Source organism: Tessaracoccus coleopterorum, from assembly GCF_011174705.1.
Taxonomy (GTDB): Bacteria; Actinomycetota; Actinomycetes; order Propionibacteriales; family Propionibacteriaceae; genus Arachnia; species Arachnia coleopterorum.
This window is the reverse complement of the sequence record NZ_JAANIJ010000001.1, coordinates 2,890,710-2,911,179: the sequence shown is the minus strand read 5'-3', so window position 1 is coordinate 2,911,179 and position 20,470 is coordinate 2,890,710. Positions and strand designations below refer to the sequence as shown.

The following is a 20,470-nucleotide window of genomic DNA, read 5'->3' as shown; positions in this document are numbered from 1 at the left end:
AGAGCAGGTCGGCCTGGTTCAGCACGACGGTGATGACGTCGCGGTGCCTGGCCAACGGGCGGAGGTAGCGCTTGTGGATGGCCGCGTCGGCGTACTTCTGCGGGTCGAGCACCCAGATGAACTGGTCCACCAACCCGACCATCCGGTCGACCTCCGCGCGGTGCGCACCCGCCGTCGAGTCGTGGTCGGGGAGGTCGAGGAGCACCAGGTCGGCGAAGTCGGGGTCGGCGGCTGCGCCTCGTGGCGGCGCTCGACCGCCAGCAGGTCGAGCAGCGCGGGGTTGCTCGCGGTGAAGCTCAGCGCAAGCGTCCGCGATGTCGTCGGGCGGCGCGCGCCCTGCTCGGCGAGCAGGGTGCCCGAGATGGCGTTGAACAGGCTCGACTTGCCCGATCCGGTCGCTCCGGCGAGGGCGACGGTGGTCTGCGGCCCGGCCGCGAGGCGACGGGTGGCGTGCGCGAGCACGCGGCGGGCCTCGCCCTCGACCTCGGAGGGCACCCGGCCCTGCACCAGGTCGACGACCTCGGAGAGGGTGTCGAGCTTGTCGACTGTCGTGGTCATCGGGTGAGCTCCGGTGCGGTGAGATCGTCGAACGCGGCCTTCGCCGCGGTGCGCAGCCGGTCGGCTGCCGAGGAGAGCCGGTCGGCCGCGTCAGGGCTGACCGCGAGCTGCGCCAGGACGGCCTCGTGGCGCGCGAGTTCGGTCGCGAGCACGGCGTCGACCCGGTCCCGCAGCAGCCGCTGGGCCTCCGCGGCCAGGCGCCGTACCTCGTCCTCGCCGAACACGGCCTCGAGGAGTCGCTGGGCGAGCAGCGAGGTGCCGCCCGCGATGCCGACCTCGGCGGTGGTGAGCCCTCCGGTCAGGGAGAACACGACGATGATGAGGGCCGCGCCCGCCAGGTTGGTGCCGATGGCCAGGAACCGCGCCTTCATCCGCTTGCCCTGCCCTCCTCCTCGACGAGGCGCAGAATGTCGGACTGCCAGGCGCGGATCGCCTCGGCGGCGGCCTCGTGGAAGCCGTCGGAGGCGCGGGCAAGCGACGGCTCGGCGGCGATGATCTCCCGGCCCCAGCGGGTGCGCGACCACGCACCGGCCGTGGTCTCGGCAGCCAGTTCCCCGGCCTCGACGAGGACCGCGGACAGCGAGTCGGAGATGGCAACCTGGACGGCCTCGACCTTCGGCTCGCCGCGGAACCAGCCGGTGATCCGGTCGCGGATCGCGCCGATCTTCTCCTCAATTCCGCGCATGAACTCGCCGGTACCCACGAGGTCCTGCCATCGGCTGAGGATCTCGCCGCGCAGCATGGTTCCGTCGCTCGCGGCACGGGCCACCTCTCCGGCGGCGTCGCGGTAGGCGGCCTCCGCGGAGACGCGCAACTCGGCGAGGGCCTCGCCCTGGCGGGCGACGCCGTCAATCAGTTCGGAGAGTTGGGGGTCGAGCGACCTGACCGACCCGGCCAGGGTCTGGACGGCCACCTGGGCCCGGGCCTCGGTGGCCGCGGCGAGGCCGCCGAGCCACTGCTTGATCCCGCTGACGTCTCCCATCGGGAGGAAACCGTCGCCGGCGAGGGCCCGTTCGGGTACGGCGAACAGCTTCGCGGCCCCGAGCCCGCGCTCGGCGAGCATCTGGGCGAGGTGCCCGCGACGTCGGTGAGGGCGCCCGGTGGGCAGCGGTTCACGACGACGGACACGACGATGTTCCGCTCGGCCGCCGACGCCAGGTACGCCCACGGGACGGCGTCGGCGTAGCGGGCGGCGGAGGTGACGAAGAGCCAGAGGTCGGCGGCCAGCAGCAACTGCCCGGCAAGTGACCGGTTCGCGTCGTCGACGGAGTCGATGTCCGGCGCGTCGAGAAGGGCGAGGCCGGGTGGCAGGTCGGGGAACGCCACAATGTGCAGCGCGCGGGAGTCGTGGAGCTGGGTGTCGGTGCGCACCAGGTCGGGCAGCACGTGCTCGGAGCGGAACCACGCCTCGTCGTCGGGGTGGCACACCAGCACGGGCGACTTGGTGGTCGGGCGCAGGACGCCGGGCCTGGTGACCTCGGCCCGCAGCAGCGAGTTGACCAGCGTCGACTTGCCGGCGCCCGTCGACCCGCCGACCACGGCGAGCAGGGGGCGTCGAGTCGGGTGGCCCGGGGAAGCAGGTAGTCGCGCACCTGGTTGCCGATGGAGCCCGCGAGCGAGCGGAGCGACTCCGCACCCTCCAGGGGAAGCGGGAACTGCGCAGTGGGGATCGTGGCGTCGAGGTTTCGGAAGGCCTCGGCGAGCTGCTGGGCGCCGGTCACCGCGGCGCCGGCCAGTTGCCGCCCACGCCGGCGGGGCCGGGCACCGTGGGCGGCGGGTAGCTGGGGTGCGGCTGCCAGGGTCGTCCTGTGGTGTCGGCGGTTCCACGTGTCCCTTCTTCCTCTTCGGGATGATCGGCAGGCCCGCGTAGTCGTTCAGGGCGCGGGTTCCCAGATGTTCGATCTCGTGCAGGATCTCGTGTGCGCGGTCGTCGCCCGGCGCGCCGACGGTGCCGCGCACCATCTTGTCGCGCAGGTAGGCGAGCTCGGTGTAGCGGCGCACGAGTCTGGTGGTGTACCACCACGTCTTCGGGCCGCGGAGCACCGACATCGCCAGCAGCTTCGTGCGGCGCAGCGGGCCTCCGAACAGTTCGACCTCGCGCGGGGTGAGCCAGCCGGCGCGCTGATAGTCGGTGAGGCGGGCCCGGATCACCTGCCCGTTGCCGACGACGCTGACGATCAGCGAGATGGTGATGACGCCGACGAGCGCGAGGGCGAGGTACCACGGCACCATCAGCGCCTCGATGGGATTGGTGGAGGACAACCCGTTGAAGAGCATGTGCCCGAAGCAGGCCAGCATGAAGCCGCCGATGGGGCCATCACCCGCACGAGCTTGCTCCTGGCGCCCAGCCCGATCGCGAGCCCGGCCCCCGTCATGATGGTGAAGAGGGGGTGCCCGAAGGAGGTGTAGACGCCGCGGAGCAGAACGAGTTGGACGAGGGTCTCGGTGGGGTTGGCGATCGAGATGTCGTTGGTGGCCTGCATCCAGACCCGCGAGTAGTAGAGGATATTCTCCACAAACGCGAAGCCGACGGCGGACAGCCCGGCGAGGGCGACGATCGAGAGTCGCGACACGATCCTGTTGCGCCACAGGATCACCAGCAGCACCAGCACGGTCGCCTTCGCGAACTCCTCCACGAACGGCGCGGAGAAGACCGCCGAGCGGGCCCCGGAGTCGGCGTTGGCCTCGCGGGTCGCCATGGCCTGCCCCATCCAGGTGTTGACGTGGATCGAGAACCACGTCGACGCAGCGGCGCCCCAGCCGAAGGTCAGAAGCCACACCAGCGGCTGCGACGGACGGAAGCGGTCGAGCCAGATGAACAGCGTCACGTACACGGCCGCCGTCGGCAGCGCGAACTTCGCCCCGATCAGTATCGCCTCGTTGGTGATGCCCAGTGACTTCGAGCCGTCCTCGAACACCTGATCCGGGTGGAGGAGCCAGTACTCGTTGTAGAGCCCGGCGAAGTACAGCGGGAGCAGGATGAAGGTGAGCCAGAAGATCGGCTGGCCACGCGTCCAGCGGCCGGGGCGGGTGAAGTTGAGGAAGAGGCCGAGCCCCAGGCCGGCGACGACGATCGAGATCCAGGCCGCCGGGTGCGTCAGCACATAGTGCCGCCACTGCCCCAGGAGGAGGGCCGCGACAACCATCGCGGCGATGGCGGCGAGGCTCCCCCACACCTTCGCGTCGGCGTACCACTGCCGCGGGTCTGAGCTCTGCGTCGCCACCCTGGGCAGCCCGTGCAGCACCCGCAGGCGGTTGGAGATCCCGGCGTCAGTCATGATGGGCCCAGCGTAGCGGGCCACGCGGACGCCACCCCGCCGATACGGTGGCATCCATGCAGAGCTTCTTCGACGCGATGACCCCTGGCCCACAATGACGGCGCCCTCCACGTCTACGCGTTGCCCGACGACGACGTCGCCGACCGGTTGGAGGAGGTGTCGCTCCGGCTGGAGGGGCTCGGGTCGCTCCCGCGGCAGCCGCGCGCATGGCTGCACCTCACCGTCGCGAGGCTCCCCCAGTTCGACGACCTCGGGCAGGCCGAGCTGACCCGCCTGTGCGACCGGATCGGCGCAGCACTCGAGCGGGTGCCCGCCTTCGAGTTGCAGGTCGGGGATGCCCGGCTCGAACCCACCTCCGTAACCTGCACCGGCGCGCCGTCGACCGGATGGGATGCCCTGGTGGCGGCAGTGCGCGGGGCGGCTGCCGGGTTCGACGACCGGCCGTTGCCCCCCGCGCCACACGCACCGCACGTGACGCTCGCCTACGCGACGGGCGCCGTCGACGATGCCGGTGTGGAGGCCCGACTCGCCGGATCGGGACCAATCGGCACCGTCCCCGTGTCGCGGGTTCACCTCGTGTCCGTCACGGTGCGCCCCGAGGTGGGCACCTTCGACTGGACCGAGCTCGCGAACTGGGACTTGGAGGGCTGACCCGTCTCAGGTCTTACGCGCTGCCGCGGACCACGAGTTCGAGCGGGAGCGACATCGCCGCAGGTGCCAGGCCGTCGATCACCTCGAGCAGGAGGCGGACGACCTCACGGCTGACCCGGTCGAACGGCTGGCGCAGGGTCGTGAGTTGCGGGGTGGTCGCGAGGGCCACGCTGGAGTCGTCGAAGCCGACGACGGCGACATCCTCGGGAACCCGCCTGCCCTGCTCGTTCAGCACGGCAATGGCACCGGCGGCCATCAGGTCGTTGGCCGCGAAGATGGCGTCGATGTCGGGGGCGCGCTCGAGGAGCCGGCGGGTCGCCTCGGCACCGGAGTCCCACGTGAAGTCGCCCTCCTCGATGAGCGACGGATCGACCGACCCCACCTGCTCCTTGTACCCGCGGAGGCGGGCCATGCCCCGCCGGTGTCCTGGGAGCCGGCGATGGTGGCGATCCGGGAGCGCCCGATCCGCTGCAGGTAGGCGACCGCGTCGGCGGCGCCGACACTGTCCTGCGCGGACACATGCCCGATGGTGCGCTCGAAGCCGAGGGGAACGCCGATCGACGCCACGGGGACCCGGGCGGAGACGAGTTCGCCCAGCAGGTGCTGGTGGCTGGCGTGTGAGGAGATCAGCAGCGCGCCGTCGACGTGGCCCGCGGTGATGAAGTTGATGGCCCGCCGCTGCTCGGCCTCGGTGCCCGCGAGCAGCATGACGAGCGAGATGTCGTGCTCGGCCAGGCCACTGGCGGCTCCCCGCATCAGCACCGCGAAGTTGGGATCCTCGAAGAGACGGTTCTGCGACTCGGTCAGGAGGAACGCGACCGATCCGGCCCGCGCCGTGGCGAGGCTCCTCGCGTGTGGGTTGATCCGGTAGCCCGTCTTGCGGATGGCGGCATTGACCGCGGCCAGGGAGTCCGGGCTGACCCAGTGCCCTCCGTTGAGGACCCGGGACACGGTGCCTCGGGATACCCCTGCCGCCCGCGCCACGTCATCGATCGTGGGACGGCGGTCCATCGGCTTGAGCCGATCCGAGTGGCCGGTCTGGCTTGGCATCCTTGTCCTTTCAGGCGGTGGCCCCTGCAGGCACGGAGTCTGCATCGAAACCAATTATTGTCGTTCCAGCCTCCGGGCAACTCTGCTGCACGCCTGAAACATCGGGGGCCTCGCACGGTGACGCTCACACGGGACCCGCTGCGAACTGTAATCGCTATCAGTCGTCGTGAGTGCGGCATAGACCAGAATCGGCACCGGCTCCAGACAGGGGTCCTGCAACGGCGCACAAGCCCTTGGCGAGCACCTCCCAGGAAGAAGCCCTTTAACCCCTTGTCAGACTGCATTTGAGGCAATTTTTCTCGAGCGAGACCACCGTGGACCCCACGCAGAAAGGTCAACGATCCCGGCAACCCCTCCTCCGTCAAACGCGCACACAACCCGCTCACTCCCCGGATATCGCGCAGCGAGGGTGAGCGAAGTCGCCTGTAGGCACGCCTTGCCGCGGGAGCGGACGACGCGCATGGGTGTCCATTCGGCGCCCCCGGCAGGACTCGAACCTGCAACCGACGGATTAGAAGGCCGTTGCGCTATCCATTGCGCCACGGGGCCGGGCCGGGAACATTCTAGCCCGGTGGCAGAGAAGCCATCCCGACGCCTAAGTTGGTGGCCATGAGCGAAAATCTGGTGTGGATCGACTGCGAGATGACCGGGCTGGACCTGGTCAACGACGCCCTTGTCGAGGTGGCGGTGCTCGTCACCGACGGTGACCTGAACGTCCTGGGGGACGGCGTCGACATCCTCATCAAGCCGACCGACGAGCAGTTGGCCAACATGGGCGACTTCGTCCGTGAGATGCACACCAGGTCGGGGCTCCTCGAGGAGCTGGCCGGCGGGGTCTCCATGGAGGAGGCCACCAGGGCGGCTCTCGACTACATCAAGGAGTACGTCCCGGTGGAGCGGAAGGCCCTCTGGCCGGCAACACGATCGGCACCGACCGGGCGTTCCTGGCACGGGACATGCCGGAGCTCGAGTCGTGGGTCCATTACCGCAACGTCGACGTCTCGTCGCTGAAGGAGCTGGCCGCCGCTGGTTCCCGAAGATCCACTACCACGCCCCCGCGAAGGTCGGTAACCACCGGGCGCTCGCCGACATCCAGGAGTCGATCGAGGAACTGCGCTACTACCGCGAGGCGATGTTCGTGGCACCCCCGGGCCGTCGAAGGCCGACCTCCGCGCGATCGCGGCGCGGCACGGCGGGTCGCTCACGGGCGGCAACGGCACCGAGGAGCAGGACCCCACCGCTCAGGAGGGCTGAGACCCGAGCCTGGCTTCCTCGGGGTGCCACGGGTTCGGCTCCCACCGTGGAGCCGGCACCGACCGACTCACAGCGCCACCGGCCTCGACGCCGGCATCGTCACACCCGTCGGGGTGCCAGGGGTTCGGTTCCCGGGTCCGTGTCGGGGCAGACTCGTCCCTTGACCGTCGGGTTCGTGTCTCGGGGTCTCTCGAGGCGCCACACCGGGGAGAGTTCCCGCACCTTCGGTTCGATCGGTTCGGAGTCCAGCAATGGGAGGACCTTGCCGGGTACTTCGTGTCGTTTGTGGCGCAGTGGTCGGCGTTGTGGGTCGATCGTGATCGGTGGATACAGGACCGGGAGCCCGTCCTCGGGATCGATGACCAGCAGCCACTTGTATTCCGGTGACTTGTTCGGATCCGGTTCGACCACCCGGTGATGGAACGAACACAACAGGGCAAGGTTGGTCAGCGCGGTGGGACCGCCTGCCCACCACGGAACCGTGTGATGCGCATCGCAGGCGGCGTAGCCGACGTCACAGCCGCGGAACACACACCCCTTGTCGCGCAGGTTCAACGCCATCCGCATCGGCTTCGGGATTGTGCGGCTCTCCCGCCCCACATCCAACGGCTGCGACACCGACCCCAACACCGCAGGCAGGATCCCCGCATCACAGGCCAGGGCCCGCACATTGGCCGGGGTGACCTGTTCACCGGTCGCGGTCAGGGTCGCGTGCCCGATCCCATCGACCAACGTGTCATACGACATGGTGACGATCACCCGCGGCCGGTCCCCGCCATCATCCGGGAGGTCGCCGGTGGCGGCAGCGACCCCAGCAACCGTTCCAACGCATCCGCCCTCCGCGCCGCTTTCGACGGCACCGGCCCACCCTTGTAGGAGGCGGCAGAGGGCAACAACGCATCCAGTTGCGTCAGCAGGGTCGCTCCGACCACGGGGGTGACTTTCCCCGCGATCCGCATCGATCCGTGATGATCGGGCTCCACGGTCAGGAACCGTTCCTGCGAGGCGATCCGATCCTCGCGGTCGAGGCGTTCGGCCTCCCGCTCCTCCGCGGCCTCCGGGTCCAGCAGTTCGGCGACCCGGCGGGCCATCTCGGCCAGGTCGACGGGGTCGAACTTGTCCGCATGCGCGATCAACAACTCCTGCGCCCGGGTCACGTCGTCGACACCGAGCGGGGAGTGCCGCAGCACCCGCACGACCGCCTGCACCTGCGTCAACGACATGACCCCGTCCCGCAACGCCTGCCCGATCAACGCGAACCGATCCGCGAGTTCCCCGGAGAGTCTGCACTGGGCCAGGGCCTCGCGGCGGGTGACCTTGTTCGTCTCATGGACATGGGTGACCGCGTTGAACGCGGCAGGTGGGGCACTCAGGCTGGCGCGATGCAGGAGGGAGAGGCGTAGGCCTGCGAGCTGGTCCATCATCTGCGCGATCGAGTCGGCAGCGTCGGCGCATTCCCGGTCGGGGAGGTGATCGGCCCACGCGGCGATGTCCGCGGCGTGGGCTGAAAGGCCCATCACCCGCTCGACGACCACCACGTCCTCCATCCCCCAAGCATAGCCCTAATCAAACGTGATTCAAGACCCTGGGGCCTACTATTTTCATTCTTTTTGATTTTGGTTTATTCGGCGTCTCTGCTCGTCAACGGCCTGTACTGCTCCGGGTTGGGTGGGAGTTCCGCTGCCGTTCAACGGTTTGTACGATTCCGTCATTCCGGTTCGGTATTCGATCACCGTTTGGGGGTGATTGGGGTCGGGTTGTCTGGAAAAATGGGCCAGTAGCCGATTCTGATCGGTCCGGCGGAAAATAGTGGCCACTCCCCTGCGCCAGACCCGAACGTACGGTCGGCTCCCGGATACTGATCCCGCCGTCAGGCGCCCTCGGCACCCTGATTTTCCACGTTCGCGGCGGGTACGCTATCCTTTCCGAGTCGCCGTTCGCGGCGACGATGGTGGGTATAGCTCAGCTGGTAGAGCACCTGGTTGTGGTCCAGGATGTCGCGGGTTCAAGTCCCGTTACTCACCCCACCGCGGCCAGGTTGAAACTTTCGACCAAGGGTCCACCCTTGGAGGAAGTTCCAACCTGGCCGGCCCTTCGTGCCGTGGCAGCCCACGTCAACGCATCAGCCTGTAGTACGGCGTCACCGACCGCCGTGTAGGGCTTCTGGTAGGCCACGCGGATGTCGTTGTCCTCATCGACGTAGATCGCCTTGAACAGCGCCTGGTTGCACAGTCTCCGGTTCGCGTTGTCGGCATTGGCGTAAATGTCGGAGGCGTTGGACAGTAACTCCAGTGAGTCATCAAGGTTCGCCCGCGCTTCCGCGTACTGGCCGTGGTGCGCCGCGATGCGGTGCGCGATGGTCTCCAGCGAGCTGGTGATGCGGTCTTGCTCCCTCTTGAGGAGATCGAGCGGAATCGCTCCCGCATAGTGGGCTTGGAGCAGCTTCTCTTGTTCGCCCTCCAGTTGCGTCCGGCGGGACGCGAGGTCTGCCAGCTCGACGGCACCCTCGGACATCATCTGGTCGAACTTGGTGTGCAGCATCGAGGACAAGGCTTGTCGGGTCTCACTGTCAATCTGTACGTGGTCGTAGAGACGTTCGACGAGGTGCTCGATGTGTTCGATCATCATCGCTTGCCGTGTGCAGTCGCCCCGGCCGCCGTGACGGCTGGCGCACACGAAATATGGGTAGATGACACCCTGGCCGTTCTTGGCCTTCGACACGAGCAACCGTGAACCGCACTGCCCGCAGAACAGAGTCCCTTTCAGGTAATGGTCATGGATCTGAGTCGCATCTGCCGCTGTCCGATGGGTACCGAGCACTGTCTGCACCTGGTACCAGACTTCCTTGGGCACGATCGCCTCATGGAGCCCCGGATAGGAGACGCCCTGGTACCGGACGCTGCCCTTGTAGTAAGGGTTGGTCAGCATCCGATGTACCGATGACTTTGCGATGGGCCGGCACGGACGCCGTGGCGTTGCCGGCGCGGTCAAGCCGCGGGCGACCAGTTCCTGGTGGAGCTGGCTCGTCGTCCAGTCTCCGGTGGCGAACACCTGGAACGCCCACCGCACCAGGGCAGCGCGCTCCTCGTCGATCTCGACAGTGCGTATCTCTCGCCCGTAGTCGTCGCGGACACCGACGTTGCGGTACCCGATGGGCGCCTTCGTCACCGTGCCTCCCTGCGCTGCCTTCTGTGACAGCCCCTTGATGACCTCGGTGGCGAGGTTGCGGGAGTAGAACTCGGCGATCGACGACATGATGCCATGCAGCAACATGCCCGAGGGGTCTCGTCGATGTTCTCGGTGGCTGACACGAGCGTGACGCCCGCGTCTTTGAGGGCCAGGTGGATCGTCACGTCGTCGGCGCGGTTGCGAGCGAGCCGATCGACCTTGTGGACGATGCAGTAGTTCGTCTTGTGCCTGGTGACGTACTGGATCATCCGCATCAACTCGGGACGATCGGCCTTCCGTGCGGACTCACCAGCATCTACGAACTCCTCGACGATCATCGCGCCGAGCTGGTCGGCCTTGCGCTGGTTGGCCTCGCGTTGAGCTGGGATGGAGAAGCCTTCGGCGTTGCCGCCCTCTCCGCCTGCTCCTTGGTGGATACCCGCAAGTAGGAAACGGCGATACCGCGGGCCAGCGGTACCGGAGCTACCAGGCTGTCTATCGCGGTTCGGTCCGCGTCGATGATCGTCATGGCTCTTCTCCACAGTCATTGGTCCTGTCTCCGGCCGCGGACTGAAATGCCGGTGGGTGCTGATCGTGAGAAGAGCCCGAAGGCTGTAGGACTAGGCCGAGTCGGCCACGTTCGCGTTGCCACGTCTCAAGGACGAAGCGCTAGGACCACAACACCCGCCACCCGCGGCGGAGCGTCTCCATTCTACGTCGATGCTGCCCCTGTCGCACTGGGGTGCGGCGGTCGTGTCGGCTTCACGGCGCGATGCTGCCCGGACTGCTGGAGTGCCAGCCGGATCAGCAGTTCAGTCAGCTTGTCCAGATCAGGCGGATCGTGGAGATCGGCGCGAAGGGTCAGTTCCCGCTCGCCCTGCGGCCGCTGGTTTGTCTTCCTGATGTACTTCCGCGCCATCGTCACACCTCATCAGTCCGGGGTCGATCGCTGCATAGAACGCTTCTTCTGCCTCGGCGCGGGCAGCGACCTCGTCAAGGACATATCGAACGAAGTCCTCGTCACGATCTGCGATCGGGGTCTCTTCGAGCGGTGCGGCTGGGTCTTCGCCGGGCCAAGTCGTCTGGCGGGTCGGACGGTCGCGGTCGAGGCGGGTCCCGGAGGTGGCCACCCAATCGCGGAGCCGGGCGCGGGCGTCGGCGAAGTCGCGGTGCCAGCCCAGCGGTGCGGAACCGTTCTGGTCGCGGTCGTAGGCACACAACCAATGCAGGTGGAGTGCCGAAAGTTCCCACACCAACTCGGGGTGGCGATGCCAGTACGGTGGGATGACGCTTGCTGGGAGTCCGTAGGTGTGTCTGAGCCAGTCGACCCATCGGTTCAGTTCGAGGAGTTCGGCTTCGAGGTCGTTGGCGGTGAGCAGGTTCCAGTTGATGGGGTGCGGCGGCTCCGGAATGTCAAAGCTCGCCACGGTGGGTCGGTCGTCTAGGAACTCGTCGTCGTGATCGGGCGGGAGTTGATCGGTCATCGCGCTCCCCTCACATCTGCATCGCGGCAGCGCTGGAGTGCGCGGTTCCGACAGGGGCCTCGAAGGCAGCCGAACTGCGCGCCGTGGTACGGCGGTTCGCGCGGTCCACTTCGTAGTCGGTTCGGGCGAGGTCGTGGCCGATGCGGGTAGCGATGAACTCCTCGCCTTCGTAGCGCTGGCCATCGCGCTCGTAGGAGTACTCGCGGACTCGGCCGTCGGCGATGATGTTGTCGCCCTTGGCGAGTCGCAGGTGGCCCTGCTCGGCCGCGCCCCGGTAGGCGATGACGTCGTGGAAGGAGGTCTCCAGCTGCGTGTAGGTGTTGTCCGGCTCCTTGCGGTAGTGCTCCATCCCGATCTTGAAGTAGAGGCGAGCATCGCCTCGGTCGGTGTAGCTGAGCTGTGGCTCGGACGCCACGAAGCCCGATATCGACTGATGCGTGCGAATGGCCATCAGGTTTCCCTCCTGCACTCGGGCGACCAGCTGCGCGTGGTCGCTGCGTCAGGCAGGTGCGCCGACGGCTCCGCGCGGCCGGTATCAGGAGGGCCGACGTAGGAGAGCTTCCAGTTGGTCGCGGTCGTGGCGGAGTTGGGCTGCATCCGGACGGCTCGGCCAGGCGCGCAGGTCGGTAACGATCGGCGGCGCAGAACGGAGCAGAGTGATCCCGGTACCGAAGGGCAGGGTGCGGATGCGGTCGGGCGGCAGGATCGGGACGCGTCGGATGGAGCGCTGGCTGGAGCGGGTTCCGTGGTCGCCGAGGGTTACTGAGTCGGTGTATTCGTCGCGTTCTCCGATGAGGGTGGAGAGGTCTTGGAGGTCGCGGCTGTTGGATGCGCCGCCGAGGATGATCTTCACGATGGAGGCGTCCCAGATCGCGCCGGCTTGGTGTTCGCTCCACCGGTCGCGGGCTTGGGCGAGAGATTGCAGGACGGGCATGGTGGTGATCCCGGTGCCGCCGCCTTCGGCCATCGCACTGGCAGGGATGGCAGGGGTGCGAGGTTGCCGACCTCGTCGAGGGCCAAGAGCAGGGCGGGTCGAGCCGTGCGCCGGGTGAGCGGGCGGCGAGTTTGCGGGCGGTTTCGATCAAGTCTTCGACGAACGCCGCGACCAGCGCGGCGGATGCGCCGGCGCCGGCGCCGGTCGCGAGCAAGTAGAGGCTGCCGTGTTCGGTGAGGAAGGCTTCGGGTCGAAGGTCTCGCCTGGTCCGGGGTGACGGCATCTAGGACGCGTGGGTCCGCCAGGGCGGCGAGGGCGAGGGAGACGCCTTGCCAGATGCTGTCGCGGGTCTTGGGGTCGGCGTCGATCATCGCGGCCAACGAGTCGTCCCAGCCCATCGCCGCGTGCGGATGTGAGTTGAGGATCGCCACGGCCTCGGACGCGGCGCTGGGGTCGAGAGTCCATCTGAACAACTCCGCCGGCGGGCGACCGTCGAGCGCCGCGGCGTGGAGCAGGCTTTGGAGCGCGGTCCGGGTCTTACCTTCCCAGAACCCGCCGGACTCGACACCGCCGGCGGACAGGCCGGTGGCGGCGGCGAGGCCGTTGGCGCGGATCATCGCCGTCAAGGGGTCGTTGCAGCCGCGCACCGGTGACCAGCGCAGTCCGGCGGGGATGCCTTCGGCGAGGTGTTGGGGGTCGAACACGGCGACCGGCCCGCCCTTGCGTTGTCGGGCGCGGAGGGTGGCGGTGAGGTTGTCGGGTCGGGTGCTGGTGGTGACGACTGCGCCGGGGCCTCGAGGATCGCGTTGATGACGACATGGAGGCCTTTGCCGGAGCGGGTGGGCCGATCAGCAGGATCGAGTCCTCGACCGACGCCCAGACCTTCGTGCCGCGGCTGGTCCCGAGGAGGTAGCCGACATCGTGCGGTCTGGGTGACTCCAGGGAGGGTCGCAGGGTGCCGGCGCGGCGCAGGAGTGCTTTGGCGGAGGCGGTGGTCTTGACCTCGTGGCTGGTGGCGACGCCGGCGAGCCGGTGCGGGTCGGCCTCGGCTTTGCGCGTCTGACGGCGCAGGAGGGTCCACACCCACACGGCGGTGGCGGTGAGTCCGCCGAGCAGGCCGGCGCTGACGAGCCAGTAGGTGACCGGGTCGAGTCCGTCCGCGCCCAGCGCCGTGGCGGGGTCGGCGGGGTTGAACAGCACGGCGATACCGCCCGCTGCACCCGCTGCGGGGTGGGGTGTTCCAGTTAGGAACGCGGTGATGGTGCCGGACGCGCGGAGGACGAGGCCGACGCAGAAGATGCCGATCAGGCCGATGAGGGCGGCGTTGGTGAGTTCGTCACCCATGCTCCCGGTCTGTCGTTGGGTCATGGGAGCCGCCGCATGGCGAGGGTTCCTGAGATGCGGCCGAGCAGGATCGCCTCGTGCGTGGCGCTGTCGGGCAGGGTGTCGAGGTCGATCAGGGCGCTGACGTGGCCGGTTCCGGTGGCGTCGGTGTGGCCGACGATGACGGCGACGGCTACGTCTTCGCCCGGTACGAACCCATCCCGCTGACTTCGACCAGGCGTGGCGTCTGGGGTGGGAGTGCGCGTCGGCCGCGTCGGGGTCCCGGCTCGGGCTCAGTTTCGACGGTTGGCGTGGGTTGGCGTGGTGGGCGGGCGCTGATGATGTCGGTGAACACGGTCTGGTCGACTTCGTGGACTTCGATCCGCACGGGGATGGTGCGGTCGCTACTGGCGTGGTCGATGATCTGCGGCAGCGATGACCGCCGCCACCGGCCGACTCCTTCGGGTGGGAGCAGGGGTGGCCCTCGATGGTGGCGTCCACGGTGCCATCGGCGCGGACTTGGAGCAGGACGGTCGGGATCGTGACCGGCATGGGCACGGGTTCGGGAGTGTGTTTCCTCATGCCGACCAGGTGCGCCACAACCGGCGCGCCCGGGGCCTATAGCGTGGGCCGCTGTGCGTCGTCGTTGGACGCGAGCGGCCAGCCTCAGGCGCGAATGCGTTGGCTGCCGGGTGGTGGTCCGGGCGCCGCGGATGTGGGTGATGAGGGCGTGGTGAACGGCCTGACCGGCGTGTTCCAGGATCCGGCCTCGGACTGAGGGCCACGCCGAGGGCGGCAGCACTTGGTCGATGACGGCTTCCAGCAACTCGGCGGGCCCGGACGCGCGGAGGCGGGTGGTGGCGGCTTGTGCTCGGGTCAGGGCGATGTTGGCGCTGGCGCCGTCGCCGGCGACCCAGGCCGCGATCCCGGCGATTACTGCCGGCACCGCGGCGAAACTGCCGGGTGTGTGGTTGAGGACTGAATCGCCCGGGTTTAGTGGAGGGCGAGTTCTCCCAGCGCCGGCTGGTGCTGGGGTTGTTCTCACGGTAGTACTCGTTCTCTTTCTCGATGGGTGTGAGGTATCCGATCGATGAGTGCAGGCGGTTCTCGTTGAACCAGTGAACCCAGGAGAGCGTGGCGAGTTCGAGCTCATCGGCGGTGCGGAACGGGCCGTCGATCTTCACGCACTCGGTCTTGTAGAGCCCGACGACGCTCTCGGCGAGGGCATTGTCATAGCTGTCGCCGACCGTCCCGATCGACGCGATCGCGCCGACGTCCGCGAGTCGCTCCGCGTAGCGAATCGCGGTGTATTGAGCTCCCGCGTCCGAGTGCTGAATCACTCCCGCGACGTCTTGACCGGCCCGGTCTCGGACCCAGAGCGCCATCTCCAGCGCGTCCAAGGGCAGATCGGTCGGCATCCGGTCCATGGTCCGCCAGCCCACGATCCTCCGCGAGAACACGTCGGTGACGAAAGCGGTGAATGCCATGCCCGACCACGTCGGCACATACGTGAAGTCGACGACCCAGAGCTCGTTCGGCCGGTCCGCGCGGAAGCAGCGTTGCACGTGATCCGGGGCCGGAACGACGCACCGTCCGCTCTCGTGGTGATGAACTGCTTCCCACGACGGACCCCGCGCAGCCCCTGCTCCCGCATGAGTCTTTCGACCGTGCAACGGGCGACGATGATGCCCTCGCGGCGCAGCAGCCGCCAGATCTTCCGGGCTCCGCTGATCCCGCGGCCCAGCTTGCGGTCCCAGAACACCCGCTCGATCTGCACGATCAACTCCGCGTCCGCGATAGCTCTCGCCGACGGCGCACGCTTCTTGAACGCGTAGTACCCGGACGGGGCGATCGGCACGGCACGCGCGGTGAGCACCCGGCAGATCGGCTCGACCCCGAACCGGTCACGATGATCGTCGATGAACTGAACTACCACGGCAGTCGCGGGTCGAGCTCCCGCGCGAAAAACGGCTTGATATGTAGGTGATCTGGACCCCGATGAAGCAGGCCGTCGATGCGGCGGTGACGATGGTGGTGTCTTCGAGTGGCTGGGGCCAGTGATGGATGGGTTCGTGCCACAGCTGGTCTTCGTGGAGGGCAGCCACCCAGGTTGGGTGAGCAGTGGGTGGACGAGTATCTGAGGTTCACCGCGGCGCGTCTGCGACCCAATTCGGTGTTGGCGCAGGCCTTCGACTTGAAGGTCTTCTTCACGGTGGTGGGCAAGCCACCGGTTGGGGTGGGCACGGCGGATGTGTTGGCTTTCATCGAGCAGCAGCGTGAACCTCGCCATGGCGGCAACGTGGTCCGGTTGGTCGACGGCGAGCAGGGCCTGGCGGCGTCCACGATCAAACGCCGCCTGGCCACGGTCACCTCGCTGTTCGACTACCTGCTGGCCCGCGGTGTGTGTGAGCGGCAGCCGGTTCCTCGGTCGATGACGCCCCGGTCGCGGTCGTTGCGGGGCTCGCCGCTGGTCCGTGCTCCAAAACGGCTGCCGCAGGTGCTGTCGCCGGGCGAGGCGGTCGCGTTGATGGGCGCGTTGCGCACCGAGCGGGACCGGGCGATGGTCACGCTGATGCTGCACGCCGGACTGCGACGCTGTGAGGTGCTGGGCCTGCGTCTGGCCGACATCCAGCTGGGCGATGGACGGGTCTTCGTCCACCAGGGCAAGGGCGGCCACGAACGTATCGTCCCGGTCGTCGACGCGTTCTTCACCCACCTGGCCGCCTACCTGACCACCGAGCGTCCCCGGAGTGTGACACCGGGTTGGTGTTCGTGGTGTTGAAGGGACCCCGCCGCGGCATGCCGTTGAGCGCAGCAGGGCTGGACGAAGTCCTTGCTGGGGCCCGAGGTCGCGCGGGTTGCGACACGCGACCTGCCACGAACTGCGTCACACATGCTTCACCCGGCTGAGGGAGGCGGGCATGGCCTTGGAGGCGATTCAGGCCCAGGCCGGCCACGCCAACCTGGAGACCACCCGCATCTACCTCCACTTGTCCAACGACTGGCTCGCTGACCAGTACCGCGACGCCATGCAGGTGTTGAGCGACGTCTACCCACCCATCGAGGAAGGGCCCCGTCCATGACCGCTGTTGCCCCTACCAGCACCAGTCCGGCTCTTGAGGAGGTGACGGCCTCCTACATTGCGGCTGCTTCCAGCTCAGCGTCGGCGAAGGGCCGTCGCTTGGCGGCACAGCGCTTCGGTCGGCTGTTCGGTGATCTCGACGGCTGGAACCACGCCAGCGTCGAGCAACGCCGCCAGGTCCGCACCGAGGTGATGTCGTTCGCTGCTCACGCCGCCATCGCCAGCAGCCTGCCGGTCACCCCGGACTTCGTCTCCCAGTCATGCTGCCACTGGGGCATCTACATCGCTGACGCCTATCCCGAGCAGCGCGACAGATTCACCACCCAAGCCCTCGAGCTGGGCTTCACCACGGCACAAAGCCGACGCATGTGGTCCCATCTGGCGCGCATCTGCGTGATCGCCGGCACCAGCCCTGATGCCCTGACCACACAGACCTACCAGCAGGCGCGCACCAGCTACTTCGATGCCGTGATGGCCTCCCGAGCGAGCGCGCCGCCCGATGGTTGTCGACGCCACTGTTCGGGCTGGATGCGGTGATGTTCCACCGCGGGCAAGCACCGCAACCGGCTGTCCGCCGGCCATGGGCGACGCGCAGCGCCGCCGAGGTCGACTGGGAACAGATCACCACCCATGTTCCGGTGATGGCTGCCACGATGCGCCGCTACCTGCAGCAATGCCACGCCTCACTACGGCCCTCATCAGTGACACTGTTCGAGACCACCCTGCGGCAATTCGCCGGATACCTCATCGCCCACCACCCCGAGGTCAATCGCATCGCCGACCTGCAGCGCTGCCACATCGAGGACTACCGCTCCTGGCTTGATCAACGACCCGGCTACCGCGGCCAGACCGGGTTGTCAAAGACCACGTTGGGCATGCGGATGGGTCACCTGCATACCTTCTTCACCCGTATCACCGAATGGAGCTATCCCGACCTGCCCACCGGCGCTCTGGTCTTCCGCGAAGACCGTCCACGCTTGGACAAGCCACTGCCCAAGTTCCTCGACGATGCCCGTGCTGCCGCGTTCATGACCGCCGCCGCACAGCTACCCGACGAACTCGACCGGTTGATGATCCAGATCCTGGCCCGCACCGGCATGCGACGCGGCGAACTACTCGGACTACGCATCAACGCCGTCGTCCAGATCGGCACCGGCTACTGGCTTCGCACCCCGGTCGGGAAACTCCACACCGACCGCTACATCCCCTCGACCCGGCCCTCAAAACCCTCATCGACGCCTGGATCGCCCACCGCCCGTCCTGGCAGGCCAGCGACCTGCTCCTGCTCGAACGCGGACGACCCATTCCACCAACCCGCGTCGACAAAGCCGTCCAGAAAGCCGCCACTGCCGCGGGCATCGGCCACGTCCACCCCACCAACTGCGCCACACCCTTGCCACCCAAGCCATCAACCGCGGCATGAGCCTCGAAGCGATCGCCGCGCTACTGGGCCACGCCGACTTGTCGATGACGATGGTCTACGCCCGCATCGGTGACCGCACCGTCGCCGACCAGTACTTCCAAGTCACCAGCAAGATCGAAGCCCTCTACCAAGATGCTGAGCCCGCCATCCCCGTCCTGCCCGCCGAGGCCGCCGGGCCAGCCATGACCGCCCTGCATGCGGAGGTCAACAAACGACTCTTGGGCAACGGCTACTGCCGCCGGCCCGTCGAGCTCGATTGCCGCTACGAAACGATCTGCGAAACCTGCCCCATGTTCTTCACCACCCAGCAGCACCGGCCCACCCTCATCGCCCAACGAGACGACGCCTGCGCCAAAGGCCAAACCCGCCGCGCCGAGATCTACACCAACCTCCTCGAAGGCCTCGATCAAGCCACCGCTTGACAGCGATCACCCACATAAGAGGACGCCGCCAACAGGATCTCGTTCGCACGCTTCAGCTCGCGCACTTCGGCCTCGAGCGCTTTGATGCGCTGCGCCTCGCTGGTCGTCGTCCCAGGGCGCTCGCCCGCGTCGATCGCGGCCCGCTTGCACCAGCCACGCAACGTGTCGGCGTTGACCCCGACACGTTGCCCGATCCGGACTACCGCCGCGTTCAGCGACAGCTCCGGATCTTCCTTCCTGGCCTCGGCAACAAGCCGCATCGCACGCTCACGAAGCTCCGGCGGATACTTCCTCGGTGCTGGCATAGGTCTCATCCTCTCGGGATTTCAGACCCTCCACGAGACCCGGGGCGATTCACGTCCACATCCACCACGACCATCCCCGACACCACGCCAGTCGGGACACCCAGGTTCGCCTCCGGAGTCCGCGACCACCACGCCTCGACCCGGCCGATGTCGGTGGTGGCATCGTGGAACCCCCGCGTCGTGAGCGGACGCTTCCCACTCGGCTGGCAGGGGAACACCGGCACCCCCACCTGCGCGAGATGCCGGGCCGACGCCGCCAGCGTCGAAGCACCACTGGCACGCAACAACGCCCTGGTGAAGTCGGCACGCGCGGGCATCACAACCCCCGACCCGCCACCACCGGCACCCTCGCCGCCGGCCGATGCTCCGACGGCGGCGGCACATGCAGCGCCTTCGGCTCCGCAGTGGGAACATCACGCGCAAGACCAGGCGGCGTGCCATCGGCGACCTGGAACGTGTCCAGCTGGTCGAGGATGCCCAGCGCCGTCCTCCGCACCCGCTCACCGGTCGCCTTGACGACCTCCACAGGTTCAGCGTCCTTGACCGACGACGCCCACCCCGCCACATACGGAATCGTGTAACCACTGGTATCCAACCCGTGCGCAGCACCGACCATCAACGCCACGCTCTCGGCCTCCACCTCACGAACACCCCGATGCTGGCGAGCGTCCTCATCCTTGGGGTCGTGCATCAGCACATGCGCCAGCTCGTGCGCCAACGTGGCGATCTGATTGACCTCCGTCACATCGGTACGCACCGATACCTGCCGAGCGACGTAGTCGGTCAGGCCGTCCGCGCCGCCGATCCGCCCGTCATCCGGGACACGCAGCACCTCGAACCCCAACGCTTCGACCTGCATGGCCAGGCCATCCCACAGTCCCTGCGGGGCTTCGCCGTCCAGCAGCTTCGGTGCGAGTGGCTCAGGGATCGGATCGCCCTCGGTCTGCGTCACGTCCCACACATAGGCGGGCCGAGCGCCCACCATCTTCGTGCGCACTACCTCGTTGACCTTGTGCTTCTCGCGCGGACCCAAACGACGCCACGACGACGGATCACCAGGATTCGACGAGGCGAACCGGCCGGTCACCGGAGCGAAGATCATGTAACCCGGCTGGCCCTTCTGCACCTGCTGGCCAAGCTGCTGCCACTGCCGATACCCAGCCACATACGACGGCACCGGCCCGGGCACCCGGCCAGCCTCGAACGCAGCCTCGTGCTGAACCCAGATCAGCAGCGTGTTGTTGAACGAGCGCGATCGGAACCGGGCCGCGAACGCCAACGCGCGGGCCCAGTCCCGCCCGGAGACCAGCGTCTCCACCGCGCCAGTCAGCTTCTCGTGCAGCTCATCGAGCTTCGCGTCCCGCTTGGCTCGTACTTCCTCCGTCGCAGTCATCCTGGACCTTCCCTCCGCCGAGATCACCCGATCGTCGGTGACCGTGAGGTACGCCAGGAACATCAAGAAGCACGGCGGGCCAGGGGTGCGACCAAGACCGCCAGGCGACAACACGAACCTGACGAGTCCCTACCGGACTACATCA

At 67.8% G+C, this 20,470-nt stretch carries 21 protein-coding genes, 2 tRNA genes, 7 pseudogenes and 1 other annotated feature; of the genes and pseudogenes, 8 read left to right on the top strand and 22 right to left on the bottom strand.

The window, feature by feature from the left end:
- Positions 1–18: 18 nt before the first annotated feature.
- Genes G7085_RS18780 through G7085_RS18760 form a run of 5 tightly spaced genes read right to left on the bottom strand, consistent with a single transcriptional unit; the run spans position 19 to position 3,836 of the window.
- Entirely contained in the window at positions 19–558 is a 540-nt protein-coding gene (locus G7085_RS18780; RefSeq protein ID WP_197512074.1) for a GTPase, read from the bottom strand.
- Entirely contained in the window at positions 555–929 is a 375-nt protein-coding gene (locus G7085_RS18775; protein ID WP_197512073.1) for a hypothetical protein, read from the bottom strand. Before G7085_RS18775 ends, G7085_RS18780 begins: the two co-directional genes overlap by 4 nt.
- Positions 926–1,471 carry a hypothetical protein gene (locus G7085_RS18770; protein WP_197512072.1) on the bottom strand — a complete coding sequence of 182 codons (546 nt, stop codon included), beginning with the start codon at positions 1,469–1,471 and terminating at the stop codon, positions 926–928. The genes G7085_RS18775 and G7085_RS18770 overlap by 4 nt, the downstream gene beginning before the upstream one ends.
- Positions 1,411–2,856: a GTPase family protein gene (locus G7085_RS18765; protein ID WP_197512071.1), complete on the bottom strand. Its 1,446-nt coding sequence runs from the start codon at positions 2,854–2,856 to the stop codon at positions 1,411–1,413. The genes G7085_RS18770 and G7085_RS18765 overlap by 61 nt, the downstream gene beginning before the upstream one ends.
- Positions 2,790–3,836 (bottom strand): PrsW family intramembrane metalloprotease, encoded by a 1,047-nt coding sequence (locus tag G7085_RS18760; protein WP_197512070.1) that lies wholly within the window; start codon positions 3,834–3,836, stop codon positions 2,790–2,792. Before G7085_RS18760 ends, G7085_RS18765 begins: the two co-directional genes overlap by 67 nt.
- 120 nt (positions 3,837–3,956) lie before the next feature.
- Between G7085_RS18760 and G7085_RS18755 the strand changes: the two genes are divergently transcribed.
- Positions 3,957–4,487: a 2'-5' RNA ligase family protein gene (locus G7085_RS18755; RefSeq protein ID WP_197512069.1), complete on the top strand. Its 531-nt coding sequence runs from the start codon at positions 3,957–3,959 to the stop codon at positions 4,485–4,487.
- Between the two features lie 13 nt (positions 4,488–4,500).
- Here G7085_RS18755 and G7085_RS27725 read toward each other — a convergent pair whose 3' ends face one another.
- From G7085_RS27725 to G7085_RS18745, 3 genes and pseudogenes are all read right to left on the bottom strand, one after another.
- Positions 4,501–4,899 (bottom strand): LacI family DNA-binding transcriptional regulator, encoded by a 399-nt coding sequence (locus tag G7085_RS27725; RefSeq protein ID WP_231979708.1) that lies wholly within the window; start codon positions 4,897–4,899, stop codon positions 4,501–4,503.
- Positions 4,900–5,411: 512 nt separating this feature from the next.
- Positions 5,412–5,498 (bottom strand): annotated as a pseudogene (locus G7085_RS35570) (LacI family DNA-binding transcriptional regulator); the annotation flags it as partial.
- 515 nt (positions 5,499–6,013) lie between these two features.
- Positions 6,014–6,086 (bottom strand) — tRNA-Arg (locus G7085_RS18745).
- Between the two features lie 60 nt (positions 6,087–6,146).
- On the opposite strand from G7085_RS18745, the pseudogene orn reads away from it, so the two are divergent.
- Positions 6,147–6,791: pseudogene (gene orn, locus G7085_RS18740) on the top strand (oligoribonuclease).
- 99 nt (positions 6,792–6,890) lie between these two features.
- Here the strand turns inward: orn and G7085_RS27715 are convergent.
- Positions 6,891–8,212: pseudogene (locus G7085_RS27715) on the bottom strand (DUF222 domain-containing protein).
- A gap of 530 nt (positions 8,213–8,742) precedes the next feature.
- Between G7085_RS27715 and G7085_RS18725 the strand changes: the two are divergent.
- A tRNA-His gene (locus G7085_RS18725) sits at positions 8,743–8,818 on the top strand.
- On the opposite strand, the gene G7085_RS18720 is transcribed toward G7085_RS18725, so the two are convergent.
- The 10 genes and pseudogenes from G7085_RS18720 to G7085_RS36485 form a co-directional block, all read right to left on the bottom strand.
- Entirely contained in the window at positions 8,811–10,064 is a 1,254-nt protein-coding gene (locus G7085_RS18720) for a recombinase family protein (RefSeq protein WP_231979707.1), read from the bottom strand. The genes G7085_RS18725 and G7085_RS18720 overlap by 8 nt on opposite strands.
- A complete protein-coding gene (locus G7085_RS33185; RefSeq protein ID WP_331715782.1) occupies positions 9,956–10,297 on the bottom strand; it encodes a recombinase family protein in 342 nt (113 codons plus the stop codon). The genes G7085_RS18720 and G7085_RS33185 overlap by 109 nt, the downstream gene beginning before the upstream one ends.
- 492 nt (positions 10,298–10,789) lie before the next feature.
- Complete coding sequence (locus G7085_RS18715) at positions 10,790–11,443, bottom strand: DUF4913 domain-containing protein (protein ID WP_231979705.1); 654 nt, start codon at positions 11,441–11,443, stop codon at positions 10,790–10,792.
- A 10-nt stretch (positions 11,444–11,453) separates the two neighbouring features.
- Positions 11,454–11,894, bottom strand: a complete 441-nt coding sequence (locus G7085_RS18710; RefSeq protein ID WP_197512067.1) for a single-stranded DNA-binding protein — start codon at positions 11,892–11,894, stop codon at positions 11,454–11,456.
- A gap of 84 nt (positions 11,895–11,978) precedes the next feature.
- Positions 11,979–12,410: a type IV secretory system conjugative DNA transfer family protein gene (locus tag G7085_RS18705; RefSeq protein WP_197512066.1), complete on the bottom strand. Its 432-nt coding sequence runs from the start codon at positions 12,408–12,410 to the stop codon at positions 11,979–11,981.
- A gap of 504 nt (positions 12,411–12,914) precedes the next feature.
- The gene (locus G7085_RS18700; protein WP_197512065.1) at positions 12,915–13,721 is read right to left on the bottom strand and encodes a hypothetical protein; all 807 of its coding nucleotides are present in this window, start codon (positions 13,719–13,721) and stop codon (positions 12,915–12,917) included.
- A 172-nt stretch (positions 13,722–13,893) separates the two neighbouring features.
- A complete protein-coding gene (locus G7085_RS35565) occupies positions 13,894–14,853 on the bottom strand; it encodes a DUF4192 family protein (RefSeq protein WP_408647228.1) in 960 nt (319 codons plus the stop codon).
- Positions 14,768–15,265: pseudogene (locus tag G7085_RS35560) on the bottom strand (IS3 family transposase); the annotation flags it as partial. The pseudogene G7085_RS35560 and the gene G7085_RS35565, both read right to left, overlap by 86 nt.
- Before the next feature lie 62 nt (positions 15,266–15,327).
- Positions 15,328–15,477 (bottom strand): annotated as a pseudogene (locus tag G7085_RS35555) (IS3 family transposase); the annotation flags it as partial.
- Positions 15,478–15,657 (bottom strand): annotated as a pseudogene (locus G7085_RS36485) (IS3-like element ISMysp3 family transposase); the annotation flags it as partial.
- Positions 15,544–15,672, bottom strand: a sequence feature (AL1L pseudoknot). Its footprint overlaps the pseudogene before it by 114 nt.
- Before the next feature lie 153 nt (positions 15,673–15,825).
- Here G7085_RS36485 and G7085_RS33175 point away from each other — a divergent pair.
- From G7085_RS33175 to G7085_RS18670, 5 genes are all read left to right on the top strand, one after another.
- Positions 15,826–16,482 carry a tyrosine-type recombinase/integrase gene (locus G7085_RS33175; protein WP_331715780.1) on the top strand — a complete coding sequence of 219 codons (657 nt, stop codon included), beginning with the start codon at positions 15,826–15,828 and terminating at the stop codon, positions 16,480–16,482.
- 76 nt (positions 16,483–16,558) lie between these two features.
- Positions 16,559–16,783 carry a tyrosine-type recombinase/integrase gene (locus tag G7085_RS31125; protein ID WP_197512062.1) on the top strand — a complete coding sequence of 75 codons (225 nt, stop codon included), beginning with the start codon at positions 16,559–16,561 and terminating at the stop codon, positions 16,781–16,783.
- Complete coding sequence (locus G7085_RS18675; protein ID WP_197512061.1) at positions 16,780–17,319, top strand: hypothetical protein; 540 nt, start codon at positions 16,780–16,782, stop codon at positions 17,317–17,319. The genes G7085_RS31125 and G7085_RS18675 overlap by 4 nt, the downstream gene beginning before the upstream one ends.
- Positions 17,319–18,278, top strand: coding sequence for a tyrosine-type recombinase/integrase (locus tag G7085_RS27695; protein ID WP_231979703.1), 960 nt, complete (start codon positions 17,319–17,321; stop codon positions 18,276–18,278). Before G7085_RS18675 ends, G7085_RS27695 begins: the two co-directional genes overlap by 1 nt.
- Complete coding sequence (locus G7085_RS18670) at positions 18,202–18,627, top strand: hypothetical protein (RefSeq protein ID WP_197512611.1); 426 nt, start codon at positions 18,202–18,204, stop codon at positions 18,625–18,627. The genes G7085_RS27695 and G7085_RS18670 overlap by 77 nt, the downstream gene beginning before the upstream one ends.
- 14 nt (positions 18,628–18,641) lie before the next feature.
- On the opposite strand, the pseudogene G7085_RS18665 reads toward G7085_RS18670, so the two are convergent.
- From G7085_RS18665 to G7085_RS18655, 3 genes and pseudogenes are all read right to left on the bottom strand, one after another.
- Positions 18,642–18,932: pseudogene (locus G7085_RS18665) on the bottom strand (transposase); the annotation flags it as partial.
- Between the two features lie 5 nt (positions 18,933–18,937).
- On the bottom strand, positions 18,938–19,249 hold the full coding sequence (locus G7085_RS18660; RefSeq protein WP_197512059.1) for a bifunctional DNA primase/polymerase: 312 nt from the start codon (positions 19,247–19,249) through the stop codon (positions 18,938–18,940).
- The gene (locus G7085_RS18655; RefSeq protein ID WP_231979702.1) at positions 19,249–20,388 is read right to left on the bottom strand and encodes an ArdC-like ssDNA-binding domain-containing protein; all 1,140 of its coding nucleotides are present in this window, start codon (positions 20,386–20,388) and stop codon (positions 19,249–19,251) included. The genes G7085_RS18660 and G7085_RS18655 overlap by 1 nt, the downstream gene beginning before the upstream one ends.
- Positions 20,389–20,470: the final 82 nt, after the last annotated feature.

Coding starts and splice junctions, on each gene's coding strand:
- G7085_RS18780 (WP_197512074.1), bottom strand. CDS start 558: ATGACCACGACAGTCGACAAGCTCGACACCCTCTCCGAGGTCGTCGAC.
- G7085_RS18775 (WP_197512073.1), bottom strand. CDS start 929: ATGAAGGCGCGGTTCCTGGCCATCGGCACCAACCTGGCGGGCGCGGCC.
- G7085_RS18765 (WP_197512071.1), bottom strand. CDS start 2,856: ATGCTGGCCTGCTTCGGGCACATGCTCTTCAACGGGTTGTCCTCCACC.
- G7085_RS18760 (WP_197512070.1), bottom strand. CDS start 3,836: ATGACTGACGCCGGGATCTCCAACCGCCTGCGGGTGCTGCACGGGCTG.
- G7085_RS27725 (WP_231979708.1), bottom strand. CDS start 4,899: ATGGCCCGCCTCCGCGGGTACAAGGAGCAGGTGGGGTCGGTCGATCCG.
- G7085_RS18720 (WP_231979707.1), bottom strand. CDS start 10,064: ATGTTGCTGCATGGCATCATGTCGTCGATCGCCGAGTTCTACTCCCGC.
- G7085_RS33185 (WP_331715782.1), bottom strand. CDS start 10,297: ATGATCGTCGAGGAGTTCGTAGATGCTGGTGAGTCCGCACGGAAGGCC.
- G7085_RS18715 (WP_231979705.1), bottom strand. CDS start 11,443: ATGACCGATCAACTCCCGCCCGATCACGACGACGAGTTCCTAGACGAC.
- G7085_RS18710 (WP_197512067.1), bottom strand. CDS start 11,894: ATGGCCATTCGCACGCATCAGTCGATATCGGGCTTCGTGGCGTCCGAG.
- G7085_RS18705 (WP_197512066.1), bottom strand. CDS start 12,410: ATGGCCGAAGGCGGCGGCACCGGGATCACCACCATGCCCGTCCTGCAA.
- G7085_RS18700 (WP_197512065.1), bottom strand. CDS start 13,721: ATGGGTGACGAACTCACCAACGCCGCCCTCATCGGCCTGATCGGCATC.
- G7085_RS35565 (WP_408647228.1), bottom strand. CDS start 14,853: ATGAGCTCGAACTCGCCACGCTCTCCTGGGTTCACTGGTTCAACGAGA.
- G7085_RS18675 (WP_197512061.1), top strand. CDS start 16,780: ATGACCGCTGTTGCCCCTACCAGCACCAGTCCGGCTCTTGAGGAGGTG.
- G7085_RS27695 (WP_231979703.1), top strand. CDS start 17,319: ATGTTCCACCGCGGGCAAGCACCGCAACCGGCTGTCCGCCGGCCATGG.
- G7085_RS18670 (WP_197512611.1), top strand. CDS start 18,202: ATGAGCCTCGAAGCGATCGCCGCGCTACTGGGCCACGCCGACTTGTCG.
- G7085_RS18660 (WP_197512059.1), bottom strand. CDS start 19,249: ATGCCCGCGCGTGCCGACTTCACCAGGGCGTTGTTGCGTGCCAGTGGT.
- G7085_RS18655 (WP_231979702.1), bottom strand. CDS start 20,388: ATGTTCCTGGCGTACCTCACGGTCACCGACGATCGGGTGATCTCGGCG.